Consider the following 16,832-nt stretch of genomic DNA (forward strand, 5'->3'; position numbering starts at 1 on the left):
CGTGGATAACGCTCATCGTGGCTTCTTGGCGTCCATCAAAGGGGGACCGGTTCAGTTTCATGCGCAGCGTCTCCAGCAACTGGATCAGAAAAAAAGCCGCCCGCAGGCGGCTTTCGTCCATCGGATGATGGGGCGGCTTGGGCGACGCTGAACAAGTCACCGTGATGCGGCGCGCCCTGCATGGGGATGGGATGCAAGGCGCGAAGCGCAGCAATAGCTGTCGCTATTGCGAGCATTTGCGACGTCGCAGACCGCCACAGGCAGGGATGCGCAGCGCGCGAGGGACTTGTTCAGCGTTGCCCCTACTTGAAGTAGTCGCTCACCGGCTTCCAGCGGCCGTCCTGGATCTGCGACAGGCGCGAGCGCTCGGTGCCGAGGCGGTTGGTTTCGGTGTATTTCAGGGTGTCGCTGCCGAACATGTCGGATTCGATCGGCGCGCTGATCATGGCCTTGATGAAGCTCTCCGGGTTCAGGTTGGCACCGGCACGCTGGGCGCCCTGGATGAAGTTGTCCATGATCTCGTAGCCATAGACCGAGAACACGCCCGGATCCTCGTTGAACCTGGTCTTGTACTTGTTGGCCCAGAAACGGATCGGCTGCGAGGCTTCGTCGAGGTAGGGCACCTGCACCGCCATGGTGGCGTAGAGGCCGTCCATGGCCTTGCCGCCCAGCTTGTGGATCAGGTCGGTGTAGGCGGCGGTGGTGCCCAGGAAGGTCGGGTTGAAGCCGGTCTTGCGCGACTCGGCGATGGTGCCGACGGTCTCGCGGATCACCGTGCCCAGGACGACGAAGTCGCAGCCGGCGGCCTTCATCTTGGCGACCTGTGAGGAGAAGTCGGTGGCGCCGCGCTTGTAGCTGGTCTTCTCGGTCATGGCCATGCCGATGGTCTTCAGACCCTCCTCGGCGCCGCGCAGCACCTCCAGGCCGAACTCGTCATCCTGGTAGATGGCGCACACCTTCTGGGCGCCCTTTTCCTTCACCAGCCGCGGCGTGCCGGTGCGTGCCTGGTCGTAGTAGGGCACGCTGAAGGCGAACTTGTAGTGGCGGTTCGGCTCCTCGAACATCTCGCGCGCGCCCGTGAGCGGGTAGAAGTTGATCACCTTCTTCGGGAACAGCACCGGGAAGGTGGCGACGTTGGCGGCGGTGCCGATGTGCCCGACGATGGCAAAGACCTTGTCCTGGTTCACCAGCTTCTGCGCCGCCAGCACGGCGCGCTTGGGGTCGTAGCCCGAGTCCTCGGCCTTGAACACCAGCTTGCGGCCGTTGATGCCGCCCTGCTCGTTGATCTCGTCGACGCGCAGCTGCATGCCGTTGCGCGCCTGCTTGCCAAAGCCGGCCAGCGGGCCGGACAGGTCCTGGATGGTGGCGATGGTGATGCTGTCCTTGCTGACCCCCTGCTGGGCCAGCGCGGGCGTGGTCAGCGCCAGTGCGCCGACGGCAGCCAGAGCAGAGAGGGCGATGCCTGGTTTCATGGTGTGTCTCCTGGATGGAAAATCGACCGGGAAAGGCGGAAGAGGCTCAGTGGAAGTATTCGGAAACCACGACCCACTTGCCGTTCTGGACCTGCGACAGACGCGCGGCGTCGCTGCCCAGGTGCTTGGTGGCCGAGAAGCTCATTTCCGGGTTGCCGAAGATGTCGGTCGGAAAGGTCATGCCTTCCATGGCGCGGATGAACGAATCGGTGGTCAGGTTGCCACCTGCCTTCTGCGCCACGCGGATGAAGGCGTCCATGACGGTGTAGCCGACCACCGAGAAGGTGTCGGGATCCTTGTCGTACCTGGTCTTGTACTTGTTGGCCCAGAAGCGGATCGGCTGCTCGCTCGAGTCGGTGTAGGGCGCCTGCGCGGTCATGGCGATGTAGATGCCTTCCATGGCGGCGCCGCCGAGCTTGGGCACGGCGTTGATGTAGGCCGCGGCGGATGCCAGGAAGGTCGGGTTGAAGCCGCTCTTGCGCGCGGTGGCGACGGTGCCCACGGTCTCGCGGATGATGGTGCCCAGCACGACGAAGTCGCAGCCGGCGGACTTCATCTTCGCGACCTGGGACGAGAAGTCGGTGGCGCCGCGCTTGTAGCTGGTCTTTTCCACCAGATCCATGCCGGCGGCCTTCAGGCCGTCTTCGGCGCCCTTGAGCACTTCCTGCCCGAAATCGTCGTCCTGGTAGATCACGCAGGGCTTGCTGGCGCCCTTTTCCCTGGCGAGCCGGGGCGCCGCGATGCGCATCTGGTCGTAGTAGGGCGCGATGAACGAGTAGGTCAGGCGGTTCAGCGGTTCGTACATCTGGCGTCCGGCGCTCAGGGGCATGAAGCTGATCACGTTCTTGCGAAACAGCACCGGGAAGGTGGCGATGTTCTGTGGCGTGCCCAGGTGGCCGACCATGGCGAAGATCTTGTCCTGGTCAACCAGCTTCTGCGCCGCCAGCACGGCCCGCTTGGGGTCGTAGCCCGAGTCCTCGACCTTCAGCACCAGCTTGCGGCCGTTGATGCCGCCCTGCTCGTTGATCTCGTCCACGCGCAGCTGCATGCCTTCCAGCGCCGGCTTGGACAGGCCGACCGCCGGGCCGGACAGGTCCTGGATGGTGCCGATGGTGAGCGTGTCCTTGGCGACCCCCTGGGACTGGGCCAGGGCGGGCGTGCCAACGGTCAGGGCCAGCGCGCTGGCCAGGGTCAGAAGCTTGGTTCGAAGTCTCATGGGGATCTCCTGGCAGGGTTGACAGACAACATCGATGAAGGGTTCAGGCCTTGTACATGGCTTCGATCCGGGCCGCGTACTTGCTTTCGATCAGCTTGCGCTTGAGCTTCATGGTGGGCGTCAGCTCCTCGTCTTCGGCGGTGAGCTGGGTGTCGAGCAGGAAGAATTTCTTGATCTGCTCGACGCGCGCGAACTTCTGGTTGACCTCGTCGATCACGCCCTGGATCAGCGCCTGCACCTCGGGTGCACGCGTCAGGCTGGCGTAGTTGGAGAACGGCACGTCATGATCCTGAGCGTACTTCTCGACGTTCTCCTGGTCGATCATGATGATGGTGGTGAGGTACGGTCGCTGGTCGCCGATCACCACCGCGTCGGTGATGTAGGGGCTGAACTTGAGCTCGTTCTCGATCTCGCTGGGCGTGATGTTCTTGCCGCCCGCGGTGATGATGATGTCCTTCATGCGATCGACGATGCGAAAGAACCCGTCCTCGTCCACGGTGCCGACGTCACCGGTGCGCAGCCAGCCGTCGGCGGTGAAGGTCTCGGCGGTCTTCTCGGGCAGGTTCAGGTAGCCGGCAAAGACGTTGCGGCCCCGGACCTGGATCTCGCCCGTCTCCGGGTCGAGCCGCACCTGGTTGAAGTCGGCCGCGGGCCCGATCGAGCCCGGCTTGATGCGATCCACCGGCATGCCGGTGGAGGCGCCGCAGGTTTCCGTCATGCCCCAGACCTCGAGCATCGGCACGCCCAGCGACAGGTACCACTTGATCAGCTCGGGCGAGATCGGCGCTGCACCGGTGACCAGGTAGCGCGCGCGGTGGATGCCGATCAGCTTGCGCACGTTGTCCAGCGCCAGCCAGCGCGCGAGACGGAACTTGATCTTCAGCAAGCCGGGGACCGGCTGTCCCGCCAGCACGAGGTCGGCGATGCGGCGGCCGACGCCGATGGCCCAGGCGTAGGCCACCTGCTGCAGGCGCGTGCTTTCCTTCAGCGCGATGGTGACGCCGGAATAGAACTTCTCCCACACGCGCGGCACGGCGACGAACACCGTGGGCGCGATCTCGCGCACGTTCTCGGGCACGGTGTCGGGGTTCTCGACGAAGTTCAGCCGCGAGCCGGTGTAGAGCGCGTAGTACTCGCCGCCCATGCGCTCGGCGATGTGGCACAGCGGCAGGAAGGCCATGCATTCGTCGGTCTCGCCGCGTGCAATCAGGGTGTTGTAGCCGCGCGCCGTGTGGACCAGGCCGGCATGGGTGTGCATGGCGCCCTTGGGCTTGCCGGTGGTGCCCGAGGTGTAGACGAGGATCGCGACGTCATCGGGCTTGCACGCGGCCACGCGCCGCTGCAGTTCCTGCGGGTGGCGCTGGTTGTAGGCACGGCCCAGTTCGCGCAGCGCGTCCAGGCTCATCACGCCTTCATCGTCCAGGTCGCGCAGGCCCTTCATGTCGAACACGATGACCTTGGCCAGCAGCGGCAGGCGTTCGCGCACTTCGAGTGCCTTGTCGAGCTGCTCTTCATCCTCGACGAACAGGAAGCGCGTCCCCGAGTCCTCGCACAGGTAATGCACCTGCACCGGCGCGTCGGTCGGGTAGATGCCGTTGGCGATGCCGCCGCAGGACAGCACGGCCAGGTCCGACAGCACCCACTCGACCTCGGTGTTGGACAGTATGGACGCGGTCTGCCCGGCGGCAAAGCCCAGGCTCATCAGGCCGCCGGCGATCTCGGCCACCGCTTCGCCGACCTGCGCCCAGGTCCAGCTGTTCCAGATGCCCAGGTCCTTCTCGCGCAGCCACACCTTCGGGCCGCGTTCGGCGACGGCGTTCCAGAACATGGCGGCGATGGTGTCGCCCGCGATCACCACGTCGGTGCGCGGGCGGATGCCGGAGAGATCCCAGAGGTTGGACATCAGACCCCCACGCTCGCCACTTCGTTGGCTTCGCTGTCCCCCGAGGGGGCCCTCGCGTCTTGGGGCGGCCCGGCGACGCTCAAGATCTGGCCCCCACGCTCCCCCGCTGCGCGTGGTGCGCTGCCCCCCGAGGGGGCCCTCGCGTCTTGGGACGGCCCGGCGACGCTCAAGATCTGGCCCCCACGCTCCCCCGCTGCGCGTGGTGCGCTGCCCCCCGAGGGGGCCCTCGCGTCTTGGGACGGCCCGGCGACGCTCAAGTGGTGTTCCATGGATTCGTTCATCGCCATGTCTTCTTCTTCTTCCAGCGCCGCTCGCCGCGCACGCCGGCGTCCTTCATGCCGAGGTAGAACTCCTTGATGTCTTCCTTCTCGCGCAGGCGCGCGCAGCTGTCCTCCATCACGATGCGGCCGTTCTCCAGGACGTAGCCATAGTCGGCGGCGTTGAGGGCCATGTTGGCGTTCTGCTCCACCAGCAGCATGGTGGTGCCGCGCTCGCGGTTGATGCGTACCACGATCTCGAAGATCTCCTTGGTCAGGCGCGGCGACAGGCCGAGACTCGGCTCGTCCAGCAGGATCATCTCGGGCCGGGCCATCAGCGCGCGGCTGATCGCCAGCATCTGCTGCTGGCCGCCCGACAGCAGTCCGGCGTCCTGCGCCGAGCGCTCCTTCAGGATCGGGAAGTAGGCATAGACCTGCTCCATGTCGCGCGCCACGCCGTCGCGATCACCGCGCGTGTAGGCACCCATCAGCAGGTTGTCGCGCACCGACAGCAGAGGGAACACCTCGCGCCCCTCGGGCACGTGCGACAGGCCCTTGCGCACGATCAGCGCCGGGTCGCGGGCGGTGATGTCCTCGCCCTTGAAGTGCACCGTGCCCTTGCCCGGGTCGATGATGCCGGAGATGGTCTTCAGGATGGTGCTCTTGCCCGCGCCGTTGCTGCCCAGCACGGTGACCACCTGGCCGCGCCCGACCTGCAGGCTGACGCCGCGGATGGCCTTGATCGGCCCGTACGAGCTCTCGACGTTGGCGAGCTGCAGCACCGGCTCGGTCATGGAGTCTCCTCGGCTGGCCGGCGCAGCGAGGCCACGTCATCCACCGTGCCCAGGTAGGCCTCGACCACCTTCGGGTCGGCCTGCACCTCGGCCGGCGTGCCCAGCGCCAGCACCTGGCCCTGGCTCATGGCCAGCACGCGGTCGGAGACGCGCGATACCAGGGTCATGTCGTGCTCCACCATCAGCACGGTGATGCCCAGGTCGCGCACGATGTCCTGGATCCAGAAGCCCATGTCGTCGGTTTCCTCGACGTTCAGGCCCGACGAGGGTTCGTCCAGCAGCAGCAGGCGCGGCTCGGTGCACAGGGCGCGCGCCAGCTCCACCACCTTGCGCACGCCGTAGGGCAGGCCGGCCACCAGTGCGTCGCGATGGTGCTGCAGGTCGAGCAGGTCGATCACGCGCTCGACGCGCTCGCGCGCCTCCAGCTCGGCCGCGCGCGCCCGGGGCGTGAACAGCAGGTCGCTCCAGAAGCCGGTGCGCCGGTGCGTGTGGTGGCCGATCAGCAGGTTGTGCAGCACGCTGGCGTGCTCGAACAGCTCGATGTTCTGGAACGTGCGTGCGATGCCCAGTGCCGCGATCTGGTGCGGCGGCTGCGCCGTCAGGCGCACCGTGCCCGCCGGGCCGGCGTAGTCGATGCTGCCGCTGGTGGGCTGGTAGATGCGGCTGATCAGGTTGAACACCGTGGTCTTGCCGGCGCCGTTGGGGCCGATCAGGGTGAACACCTCGCCCGCCTGCACGTCGAAGCTGACGTCGTCGACCGCCAGCACGCCGCCGAAGCGGACGCTGAGGTTTTTTGCGGAAAGCAGGGCGTTGCTCATGGTTCCTGTTGGCCTGCTTTCGTGTGGATGGCCGGCGATGGGTGCTGCTGGGGTGGTCGGCCGGGATGTGCGCCCGGCAGCGCACCTACTTTCTTTTGCGTCGCCAAAAGAAAGTAGGCAAAGAAAAGGCGACCCCAAGTCTGCGACCCCTCCGCTGCGCTGCGGGGCAGACCTGCGTCACAAGATTTGCGGGGTGCGCTGCGGAACTCACTGCGCGCCTGCGGCGCTGCGTTCAGACAACCGCAGCGAGTCAGACCACGAAGCGCGTGCATGCTGCGCTGCCCGCGCCACCCCGCAAGCCTCGCGCCGCAGGCGCAGCCACAGGGGGGAGCTCCGACGGGCCATCGCTGCGCTCGGCCCTTGCGTTTCCAAGCACCGACCCGTATTTGACTGGTGATCGCGGCGGAGTCCGCCAAGCCAGCGAACGCCATGCCCGGGCTTGTACCGGGCATCGGCGTTGTCCCCCCTTGCAGGGGGGAAGGCGCGCAGCGACTCAGGGGGGTCATTTCAGTCTGTCCGATTTCTGGAACGACTTCTGCCGCTTGAACATGCCGCGCCGGTAGAAGGGAAAGAGCTGCAGCCAGGTACGGATCTTCAGCCAGCGGCCGTACAGGCCCATCGGCTCGAACAGCACGAAGCCGATCAGCACCAGGCCGTAGACCAGGGTCTGCAGGCCGGGCGCCTGGCCGATCACATCCGGCAGGTGATCCTTGCCGAGCGCGATCACCTGCGGCATGCCGATCAGGAACATCGCGCCCAGGAAGGCCCCGTGCACCGAACCCAGGCCGCCGATCACCACCAGCAGCAGCAGGTCGATCGACTGGATGATGTCGAACTGCTCGGGCGACATGAACATCAGCTTGTGTGCGTACAGCGCGCCCGCCAGCCCGGTGAGCGCGGCCGACACGGCAAACGCCAGCGTCTTGTACCAGGCCAGGTACACGCCCATGCTCTGGGCCGAGATCTCCGAATCGCGGATGGCGACGAAGGCGCGCCCGGTCGGCGCCCGCAGCAGGTTCAGCAGCCCCAGCGTCGCGGCCACCGCGATCACTAGGCAGATGAAGTAGAAACCGGCGCTGGAGTCGATCTGCCAGTCGCCGATGGCCGGCGGCCCCAGGCTCAGGCCGGCGTTGCCGCCGGTCACGCTCTCCCAGCGCGCCAGCACCTCCTCGACGATGAAGCCGAAGGCCAGGGTGGCAATGGCCAGGTAGATGCCCTTGACGCGCAGCGCCGGCAGCGCGATCACCACGCCCACCGCCGCCGCCAGCAGCGCCGCGCACGCCATCGCCAGGGGGAACGGCCACCCGGCATTGGTCAGCACCGCCTCGGTGTAGGCGCCCACGCCCAGGAAGGCGGCATGGCCGATCGAGAACTGGCCGGTGAAGCCCGTCAGCAGCATCAGGCCCAGGCCGGCGATGCCGTAGATCAGCACGAAGGTCAGCTGTGCCAGCCAGTACTCGTCGATCAGCCAGGGCGCGGCGAGCAGCGCCAGCAGCAGCGCCGAGTACCAGAACACGTGGCCCCCGTGCTTGGCCAGGCGGATGTCCTGCGCGTAGCTGGTCTTGAAGATGAAACGCACGGCCGGGTCCTACACCTTTTTCATCAGCCGCTCGCCGAACAGGCCGTTGGGCCGGATCACCAGCATGATCAGCACGACGATGTAGGCGGCGGTGTCCTTGAAGCCCTCGGGCAGGTAGAAGCCCGACAGCGACTCGATGACGCCGATGATCAGCCCGCCGACGATGGCGCCGGGCAGGCTGCCGAAGCCGCCCACCACCGCGGCTGGAAACGCCTTCAGGCCGATGAAGCCCATGTTGGCGTGCACGAAGGTGATCGGCGCCAGCAGGATGCCGGCCACCGCCGCCACCAGCGCCGCCAGCGCCCACACCAGGCCGTTGATGCGCTTGACCGGGATCCCCATGTAGTAGGCGGCGAGCTGGTTCTGCGACGTCGCCTGCATGGCGATGCCGACCTTGCTGTAGCCGAACAGCGCGTACAGCACCGCGCACAGCACGGCCGTGACCACGATCACCGCCAGGTGCTCGGCGCTCAGCACCAGCGCGCCGAGTTCCAGCACCTGGCCCTGGTAGGGCACCGCCAGGGTGTGCGTCTCGGTGCCGATGCCTGGGATCATGGTGACCGCGCCGCGCGCCACGTAGCCGATGCCGAACGTCAGCATGACAATGGAGAAGGCCGGCTCGCCCAGGATCGGCCGGATCAGCGCGCGTTCCAGCAGCAGCCCGAACAGCGCCATGGCCGCCAGCGTGGCCAGCACCGCCAGCCAGAACGGAAAACCGAGCCAGGCCATCCCCGCCAGCGCGCAGAAAGCGCCCAGCATCATCAGTTCGCCCTGGGCGAAGTTGACGATCTCGGTGGCCTTGTAGATCAGCACGAAACCCAGCGCGATCAGGCCGTAGATGCAGCCCTGCGCCACTCCGCTGATCACCAGTTGGACAAACTGCACTCGATTCCTGCTTGCTGAACATTGCCAAAACCGGAGAGACTCTAGCGAGCTTGTCGGTTCTGCGCATCCCCGGCAAACCCTGATCCGCCTACCGGCAGCACCCCTCTGGAGTACCGCATGAACATCGACATCGACGCCGACGGCCCCGTCACCATCGTGACCCTGCAGCGCCCGGACGTGCGCAATGCGGTGGATCATGACACCGCGCTGGCCCTGCACCGGGCGTTCATCGCCTTCGAGGCCGATGCCGGAGCCCGCGTCGCGGTCCTGCATGGCGCCCACGGCCATTTCTGCGCCGGCTGGGACTTGAAGTCCGGCGCACGCATGGCGTCGGCCGACGGCGCATCGATCCGGAATCTGCAGGCCGACCTGGACTTCGACGCCAGCGATCGGCAGCCGCGCGGACCGATGGGTCCTTCGCGCCTGCTGCTGTCCAAGCCCGTCATCGCCGCGGTCGAGGGTGCCGCGGTGGCCGGCGGCACCGAGCTGGCGCTGTGGTGCGACCTGCGCGTGATGGCCGAGGACGCCTACTTCGGCGTCTACTGCCGGCGCTTTGGCGTGCCGCTGATCGACGGCGGCACCGTGCGCCTGCCGCGCCTGATCGGCCAGGGCCGCGCGCTCGACCTGATCCTGACCGGGCGCCGGGTGGATGCCGCCGAGGCGCTCGCCATCGGCCTGGCCAACCGGGTGGTGCCGGCGGGCCAGACGCGCGCCGCAGCACTGGCGCTGGCGCGGCAGCTGGCCGAGTTTCCGCAGGACACCCTGCGCGCCGACCGCATGAGCACGCTCACGCAGTGGGACTGGCCGCTGCCGCAGGCGCTGCAGCGCGAATGGGAGCGCGGCCGGCAATGCCTGGGCGCGGCGCTGGACGGCGCGGCACGCTTTGCCGCGGGGGCAGGGCGGCACGGCGAGGGGAATTGATGCCCTCTGACGCTCACGAACCCGGCGCATGGCATCGGCTGGGGCCCGCATGAAGGCAGGCAACTGCCTTGTCATTTGCCATGCGTCATGCACGAAGGCGAATCCCCGTGAAACCACTCGGCCGGCCCGGACGGATCCGTTGCAAGTCTCACGTTCGGATGCGCACGCGTCCGATGCCGGTGCGATTCCCGGACCGCGCCGGCGCCGTGGCCGCCGGCGGCTCGCTCGCGGATCGGGCCAGGCACCCCCATTGATCGCGCGCGGCTGGGCGGCTATGCTTTGTGCAGCGTTGCGCGCGGCTGGCGCCTTCCCCGATGCGCCAGCTATCCGGCGCACGCCGAGGAGACCGCCATGCTGTCCGACCTTCAGCTCGCGCAGATCATGCGCCACGCGTCTTCGCGCCGCCGCGCGCAATGCCTCGAGCCCCTGAACCGTGCCATGCAGGCGCACCAGATCGACGCCAACCTGGGGCGCGCCGCCGCCTTCCTGGCCCAGCTCGGGCACGAATCGGGCGAGCTGCAGTTCCTGGAAGAGCTCTGGGGTCCGACCGCGGCGCAGCGCCGCTACGAGCCGCCCGGCGACCTGGCGCGGCGCCTGGGCAACACGCAGGCCGGTGACGGCCGGCGCTTCAAGGGGCGCGGACCGATCCAGATCACGGGCCGGGACAACTACGCACGCTACGGCGAGCTGCTGGGCCTCGACCTGCTGGAGCAACCCGAGCTGGCCGCGGATCCCGAGGTCGGCTTCGAGATCGCGGCGCTGTTCTGGGCGCGCAACGGCCTGAATGCGCTGGCCGACGCGAACCGCTTCACGGACATCACGCAGCGCATCAACGGCGGCCAGAATGGGGCGGCCGATCGTGAGCGCCTGTACGCGCTGGCGCGGCAGGTGCTGGCCGGCAGCTTTCCCGCCGTCCCGGCCAATGCGCCGGCGCAGAGTGCCCGGCGGACCCGGCGTGCCGCCGTGATGCTGGCGCGCGGACAGGAGGCCATCGCGCAGGACCGGTCGAACGCAGCCGAGGACGCCGCCCCCGACCCGGCGCCGGGCCCGCGTCGTGCATCGGCCGGGACGCGCCGGTCGCCCGCCGCCGATGCGCTGCCCCGCACCCTCGATGTGCGGCCGGACACCCTGGATTTCCGCGACCTGATGTATACGCCCACCCTGGTCGAGGTGCCGACCCATGTGCCACTGGGCGACTACCTGGACTGGCAGGTACCGATCCTCGACCAGGGCTCGGAGGGCGCCTGCACCGGTTACGGCCTGGCCACGGTGGCGCAGTACCTGCTGCAGCGCCGGCGCGTCGTGCCCGACCCGACGCCGGTGAGCCCGCGCATGATGTACGACCTGGCGCGCCGCTACGACGAGTGGCCGGGCGAGGACTATTCGGGCTCCAGTACGCGCGGCGCCATGAAGGGCTGGCACAAGCACGGCGTGTGCGCCGAATCGCTCTACCCGAGCCGCGCGCCGGTGCGCCGGAGCGCGCGGCGCACGGGGAAGGCGGCCGCAACCTCGGAAGGCGGCCTGAACGATGCGCGCGTCGCCGATGCACTGCAGCGCCCGCTGGGCGCGTACTTCCGCGTGAACCACAAGGACCTGGTGGCCATGCATTCGGCCATCACCGAGGTCGGCGTGCTCTACGCCTCCTGCAGCGTGCACGACGGCTGGTCGCATGTCGGCGCCGACGGCCTGATCGTGCAGAGCAGCCGGGTCCTGGGCGGCCATGCCTTCGCCATCGTGGCCTACGACGAGCGCGGCTTCTGGATCCAGAACTCGTGGGGCCCGGGCTGGGGGCGCGGCGGCTTCGCCCTGCTGAGCTACGACGACTGGCTGGAAAACGGCACCGACGTCTGGGTGGCGCGCCTGGGCGCGCCGGTCAGGCTGCAGCGCCTGGAGTCGACCGCCGCGGTCCATGCGCGCACGGCGGCGCAGTCCACCGGCTATTCCTTCGCCGATCTGCGGCCGCACATCGTCAGCGTCGGCAACAACGGCGTGCTCAAGGCCGGCGGCGACTATGGCAACACGCCGCAGGAACTGCGGCGCGTGTTTGTCGAGGACATTCCGCGTGTCACGGCGGGCTGGGCGGTGCCGCGCGTGCTGCTGTACGCACACGGCGGCCTGGTCGGCGCGCAGGCCGCGGTGCAGCGGCTGGCCGAATACCGGCCGTTGCTGCTGGGCGGCGAGGTCTACCCGCTGGCCTTCATCTGGCGCACCGACTACTGGACCACGATCACCAACATCCTGCGCGACGCGGTCAGTCGCCGCAAGCCCGAGGGCATGCTGGATGCCGCCAAGGACTTCATGCTGGACCGCCTGGACGACGCACTGGAACCCCTGGCGCGCGGGCTCACCGGCAAGTCCGTCTGGGACGAAATCAAGGAAAACGCACTGGCCGCCAGTGCCAGGGGCTGCGCCGCGACGCTGGTGGCCGACCAGCTGCAGGCGCTGCGCCAGCGGCTGCCGCGGCTCGAGGTGCACCTGGTCGGTCACAGCGCCGGCTCGATCCTGCTGGCGCCGCTGGTCGGCCTGCTCGGCCGGCGCGGCATCCCGGTCAAGACCTGCACCCTGTGGGCTCCGGCCTGTCGCGTCGAGCTGTTCCACCAGCACTACGTGCCGGCGCTGCAGGCGCGGGGTATCGAGCAGATGACCATCTTCGCGCTCACCGACAAGGCCGAGCAGGACGACAACTGCGGCCTCATCTACAACAAGTCGCTGCTGTACCTGGTGTCCAATGCGTTCGAGGACAAGGCGCGCATCCCGTTCTTCCGCGACGGAGCGCCGATCCTCGGCATGGAGCGCTTCATCGACCGCGCGCTGATGCGGGAGCTGGCGGTCGACCTGGTGCTGGCGCCCAATACCGAGCCGGCCGATTCGCTCTCGGCTTCCAGCGCCAGCCACCACGGCGACTTCGACGATGACCAGCGCACCGTGGTGGCCACCTTCCGCCGCATCGTGGCGGGCAGTGGCGCGTCCGTGCCCGCTGCTGCGGCACGTCCGGCGCGCGCCGGCCTGGCGGGCGACGCGGTGGCGCCGGCCGCCCCCATGTTCAACACCTCCGAGTCGGCGCTGCGCGACCAGCGGCGCCTGATCGACCTGCGCACCAAGACCTTGTAGCAGCCTGAGGCAGGCGCCCCGGCTTCCCGGTGGCAGGGCGCCGCGTCGGCCGGGCGCCCCGGCCCGGTTGATTTTTGCAGAGCATTTGCTCGAAGCAATGCTTATACTCGCGTTCGTTCCCGTGTCCTCCGATGCGCCAGGAGTCGCCCGCCATGACCGAAGCCTTTGTATTCGACGCCATCCGCACGCCGCGCGGCAAGGGCAAGAAGGACGGCAGCCTGCACGAGGTCAAGCCGGTCGACCTGCTGGCCGGTACGCTGGAGGCCTTGCGCCGCCGCCACGACCTGGACACCGCGGCGGTCGACGACGTGGTGATGGGCGTGGTCTCTCCGATCGGCGAGCAGGGCTCGGTCCTGCCCAAGGTGGCGGCGCTCAAGGCCGGCTGGGACTGGCGCTGCGCCGGCATGCAGGTGAACCGCTTCTGCGCCTCGGGCCTGGAGGCCGTCAACCTGGCGGCGCAGAAGGTGCGCTCGGGCTGGGAAGACCTGGTGGTCGCCGGCGGCGTCGAGAGCATGAGCCGGGTGCCGATCGGTGCCGACGGCGGCGCCTGGGCGCAGGACCCGGCCACCAGCTTCGCCACCGGCTTCGTGCCGCAGGGCATCGGCGCCGACCTGATCGCCACGCTGGAGGGCTTCTCGCGCGCGGATGTCGACGCCTTCGCCGTCACGTCGCAGCAGCGCGCGGCCGCCGCGCGCGCGGCCGGCCATTTCGCCGGGTCGATCGTGCCCGTGACCGACTTCCTCGGCCAGCTCATCCTGGAGGAGGACGAATTCATCAAGCCCCGCACCACGGTCGAGGCACTGGCGGGGCTGCGGCCTTCCTTCGAGCAGCTCGGCGCCATGGGCTTCGATGCCGTCGCGCTCGAGCGCTACCCGCAGGTCGAGCGCATCGTGCACGTGCACCATGCCGGCAACTCGTCGGGCATCGTCGATGGCGCCGCCGCCGTGCTGGTCGGCAGCGAGGCGGCCGGCAAGACGCATGGCCTGACGCCGCGCGCGCGCATCGTCGCCACCGCCCTGTCGGGCGCCGACCCGACCATCATGCTGACGGGCCCGATGCCGGCGACGCTCAAGGCCCTGGCGAGGGCCGGCCTGACCATCGACCAGATCGACCTGTTCGAGGTCAATGAGGCCTTTGCCGCCGTGCCGATGAAGTTCATGAAGGACCTGCACGTTCCGCACGAGAAGGTGAACGTCAACGGCGGTGCCATTGCCATGGGCCACCCGCTCGGTGCCACTGGCGCCATGATCCTCGGCACCCTGGTCGACGAACTGCACCGGCGCGGCCTGCGCTACGGCCTCGCCACTCTGTGCGTGGGCGGCGGCATGGGCATTGCCACCATCGTGGAGAAGACATGACCCCCGGTGCCGCTCCGCGGCTGCCTGAGAGTCTGAATCAAACCGGCGTCCGGTGCTTGGCCACCAAGCGCCGGTCACTCACAAATCAATGCTGATCATGAAAACCCTGCGCTACGAACTGAGTGAGGAAGCCTGCGGCACGGTGGCGACGATCACCTTCGACCAGCCGGATTCGCCCGTCAACACCATGTGCGCCGACTGGCAGGATGACATGGTGGCGGTGGCCGAGCAGGCGCTGAGGGACAGGGAGAAGCTCCAGGGCGTCATCCTCGCCTCGGCCAAGAGCACCTTCTTTGCCGGCGCCGACCTCAAAAGCGTGATGCGCCTGGCGCCCGCCGATGCACCGGCCGTATACGCCGGGATCGAGCGCGTCAAGCGCGCCTTCCGCACGCTCGAGACGCTGGGCATTCCGGTGGTCGCCTGCCTGAACGGCAGCGCGCTGGGGGGCGGCTGGGAGCTCGCCCTGGTGGCCCACCGCCGCATCGCCGTCGATGACGCCAAGGCGCAGTTCGGCCTGCCCGAGCTGACGCTGGGCCTGATCCCCGGCGCCACCGGCATCACCAAGATGACGCGTCTGCTCGGCTTGATGGGGGCCCAGCCCTACATCATGGAAAGCAAGCTGTTCGGCCCGCGCGAAGGTCAGGCGCTGGGCCTGATTGGCGAGCTGGTGCCGGCAGGCGAGGGCGCGGCCGCCACGCTGCGCGCGCAGGCGCTGGCCTGGATTGCCGCCAACCCGCAGGCCCAGCAGCCCTGGGACGCCAAGGGCTACAAGATCCCTGGCGGCACGCCCGCCAGCCCGAAGATCGCCGGTGCGCTGGTGGTCGCACCCGCGATGCTGACGACGAAGACGCACGGCCGCTACCCGGCGCCCGAGGCGGCGCTTTCGGCCATGGTCGAGGGCGCGCAGGTGGACTACGACACCGCCACCCGCATCGAAAGCCGCTACCTGGCCCGCCTGATGACGGGCCCGGTGGCGCGCAACATGATCAACACCTTCTTCTTCGACCTGAACGCCATCAAGAGCGGCCAGTCACGCCCGCGCGGCGTGCCGCGCTCGAAGCTGCAGAAGGTCGGGATCCTGGGGGCCGGCATGATGGGGGCCGGCATCGCCTGGGCACAGGCCAGCCGCGGTATCGCCACCGTGCTGAAGGACGTCTCGCTGGAGAAGGCCGAACACGGCAAGGCCTACAGCGTGAAGCTGGCGCAGAAGCGTGTCGAGAAGGGCCGCATGAGCGCACCGGAGCAGCAGGCGCTGCTGGATCGCATCACGCCCACGGCCGACGTCGCCGACCTGAAGGGCTGCGAGCTCATCATCGAGGCCGTGTTCGAGAACCGCGAGCTCAAGGCCCGGGTGACGCAGGAGGCCGAACCCATGCTGGCCGATGGCGGCTTCTTCGCCAGCAACACCAGCACGCTGCCCATCAGCGGCCTGGCGCAGGCCAGCCGCGACGCGCGCAAGTTCATCGGCATCCACTTCTTCAGCCCGGTGGACAAGATGAAGCTGGTCGAGATCATCCGCGGCAAGCAAACCGATGACGAGACCGTGGCGCGCGCCTACGACTACGTGCTGGCGCTGGGCAAGCTGCCCATCGTGGTGGGCGACTCGCGCGGCTTCTACACCAGCCGGACGTTCGGCACCTACGTGATGGAAGGCGCGGCCATGCTGGGCGAGGGCATTCCGGCCGCGGCGATCGAGAACGCTGCCGTGCAGGCCGGCCTGCCGGTAGGCCCGCTGGCGGTGCTCGACGAGACGGCGCTCACGCTGTCGGTGCACGTGATCGAGCAGACGCGCGCCGATCATGCGGCCGAGGGCAAGGCCTACGAGAGCACGCCCGGCGAACGGCTGGTCGAGCGCATGGTCAAGGAGCTGGGTCGCCCCGGCCGTGCCGGCGGGGGCGGCTTCTACGACTATCCGCAGGGCGCGAAGAAGCAGCTGTGGCCCGAGCTGAAGTCACTGTTCGAGCGGCCGGACGTGGCCTGGAGCGTGCAGGCGATCCAGGATCGCCTGCTGTATCGCCAGTCAGTCGAGACCGCGCGCTGCCTGGCCGAGGGCGTGCTCACCAGCGCGCACGACGCCAACATCGGCAGCATCTTCGGCATCGGCTTTCCGGCCTGGACCGGCGGCGCGCTGCAGTTCATCTACGGCCAGGGCATCGAGGCTTTCGAGCGGCGCTGTGCCGAGCTGGCGGCCGCGCACGGCGCGGGTTTTGCGCTGGACGAGGCTGCGCGCGCGGCCATCCGGAAGTTCGAGCCGCGCTGGTGAGGGCCTCTGGGCCATGGGCTTGGCCGCAACGCTGCTGTCAAGGGCTCTGCAGGAAACTTTCCCTCATGCGAGGCGCACAACGCACATGCTTGCACGGCGTTCGGACGCGGTCCGCCTGGGTTTCGTCACCCGAACTGGGTACGGGTTAACACGCTGGGGCGGGCGGACACAACTGCCTACAGTCGTTCCTCAAATAGCCAAGGGAAACCCTGAACAACCCACCTTTTCAGTCCACCGAGGCGTAAAGTTGTCCCA

At 68.5% G+C, this 16,832-nt stretch carries 11 protein-coding genes; 4 read left to right on the plus strand and 7 right to left on the minus strand.

The genetic code is table 11. The annotated features are described in order from the left end of the window. Positions 1–302: 302 nt before the first annotated feature. The 7 genes from PKA16_RS14115 to PKA16_RS14145 form a co-directional block, all read right to left on the minus strand. Complete coding sequence (locus PKA16_RS14115; protein ID WP_324404162.1) at positions 303–1,472, minus strand: ABC transporter substrate-binding protein; 1,170 nt, start codon at positions 1,470–1,472, stop codon at positions 303–305. 46 nt (positions 1,473–1,518) lie between these two features. Beyond that, positions 1,519–2,688, minus strand: coding sequence for an ABC transporter substrate-binding protein (locus PKA16_RS14120; protein ID WP_324404164.1), 1,170 nt, complete (start codon positions 2,686–2,688; stop codon positions 1,519–1,521). A gap of 43 nt (positions 2,689–2,731) precedes the next feature. Then, the gene (locus PKA16_RS14125) at positions 2,732–4,591 is read right to left on the minus strand and encodes an AMP-binding protein (protein WP_324404166.1); all 1,860 of its coding nucleotides are present in this window, start codon (positions 4,589–4,591) and stop codon (positions 2,732–2,734) included. A 277-nt stretch (positions 4,592–4,868) separates the two neighbouring features. Next, the gene (locus tag PKA16_RS14130) at positions 4,869–5,642 is read right to left on the minus strand and encodes an ABC transporter ATP-binding protein (RefSeq protein ID WP_324404168.1); all 774 of its coding nucleotides are present in this window, start codon (positions 5,640–5,642) and stop codon (positions 4,869–4,871) included. Beyond that, positions 5,639–6,460, minus strand: a complete 822-nt coding sequence (locus PKA16_RS14135; protein ID WP_324404170.1) for an ABC transporter ATP-binding protein — start codon at positions 6,458–6,460, stop codon at positions 5,639–5,641. Before PKA16_RS14135 ends, PKA16_RS14130 begins: the two co-directional genes overlap by 4 nt. A gap of 502 nt (positions 6,461–6,962) precedes the next feature. Continuing rightward, positions 6,963–8,039, minus strand: a complete 1,077-nt coding sequence (locus PKA16_RS14140; RefSeq protein WP_324404172.1) for a branched-chain amino acid ABC transporter permease — start codon at positions 8,037–8,039, stop codon at positions 6,963–6,965. Between the two features lie 9 nt (positions 8,040–8,048). Further along, positions 8,049–8,924 carry a branched-chain amino acid ABC transporter permease gene (locus PKA16_RS14145; protein ID WP_324404174.1) on the minus strand — a complete coding sequence of 292 codons (876 nt, stop codon included), beginning with the start codon at positions 8,922–8,924 and terminating at the stop codon, positions 8,049–8,051. A gap of 117 nt (positions 8,925–9,041) precedes the next feature. Here PKA16_RS14145 and PKA16_RS14150 point away from each other — a divergent pair, with 117 nt between their 5' ends. The 4 genes from PKA16_RS14150 (at position 9,042) to PKA16_RS14165 (ending at position 16,577) form a co-directional block, all read left to right on the plus strand. Next, positions 9,042–9,845, plus strand: coding sequence for a crotonase/enoyl-CoA hydratase family protein (locus PKA16_RS14150; protein WP_324404175.1), 804 nt, complete (start codon positions 9,042–9,044; stop codon positions 9,843–9,845). A gap of 351 nt (positions 9,846–10,196) precedes the next feature. Beyond that, on the plus strand, positions 10,197–12,956 hold the full coding sequence (locus PKA16_RS14155) for a glycoside hydrolase family 19 protein (protein ID WP_324404176.1): 2,760 nt from the start codon (positions 10,197–10,199) through the stop codon (positions 12,954–12,956). A gap of 152 nt (positions 12,957–13,108) precedes the next feature. Next, complete coding sequence (locus tag PKA16_RS14160; protein WP_324404177.1) at positions 13,109–14,314, plus strand: acetyl-CoA C-acetyltransferase; 1,206 nt, start codon at positions 13,109–13,111, stop codon at positions 14,312–14,314. A gap of 97 nt (positions 14,315–14,411) precedes the next feature. Further along, positions 14,412–16,577: a 3-hydroxyacyl-CoA dehydrogenase NAD-binding domain-containing protein gene (locus tag PKA16_RS14165; RefSeq protein ID WP_324404178.1), complete on the plus strand. Its 2,166-nt coding sequence runs from the start codon at positions 14,412–14,414 to the stop codon at positions 16,575–16,577. Positions 16,578–16,832: the final 255 nt, after the last annotated feature.

The organism is Ottowia sp., assembly GCF_035325765.1.
In the GTDB taxonomy this organism is placed as follows: domain Bacteria; phylum Pseudomonadota; class Gammaproteobacteria; order Burkholderiales; family Burkholderiaceae_C; genus Ottowia.

Coding starts and splice junctions, on each gene's coding strand:
- PKA16_RS14115 (WP_324404162.1), bottom strand. CDS start 1,472: ATGAAACCAGGCATCGCCCTCTCTGCTCTGGCTGCCGTCGGCGCACTG.
- PKA16_RS14120 (WP_324404164.1), bottom strand. CDS start 2,688: ATGAGACTTCGAACCAAGCTTCTGACCCTGGCCAGCGCGCTGGCCCTG.
- PKA16_RS14125 (WP_324404166.1), bottom strand. CDS start 4,591: ATGTCCAACCTCTGGGATCTCTCCGGCATCCGCCCGCGCACCGACGTG.
- PKA16_RS14130 (WP_324404168.1), bottom strand. CDS start 5,642: ATGACCGAGCCGGTGCTGCAGCTCGCCAACGTCGAGAGCTCGTACGGG.
- PKA16_RS14135 (WP_324404170.1), bottom strand. CDS start 6,460: ATGAGCAACGCCCTGCTTTCCGCAAAAAACCTCAGCGTCCGCTTCGGC.
- PKA16_RS14150 (WP_324404175.1), top strand. CDS start 9,042: ATGAACATCGACATCGACGCCGACGGCCCCGTCACCATCGTGACCCTG.
- PKA16_RS14155 (WP_324404176.1), top strand. CDS start 10,197: ATGCTGTCCGACCTTCAGCTCGCGCAGATCATGCGCCACGCGTCTTCG.
- PKA16_RS14160 (WP_324404177.1), top strand. CDS start 13,109: ATGACCGAAGCCTTTGTATTCGACGCCATCCGCACGCCGCGCGGCAAG.
- PKA16_RS14165 (WP_324404178.1), top strand. CDS start 14,412: ATGAAAACCCTGCGCTACGAACTGAGTGAGGAAGCCTGCGGCACGGTG.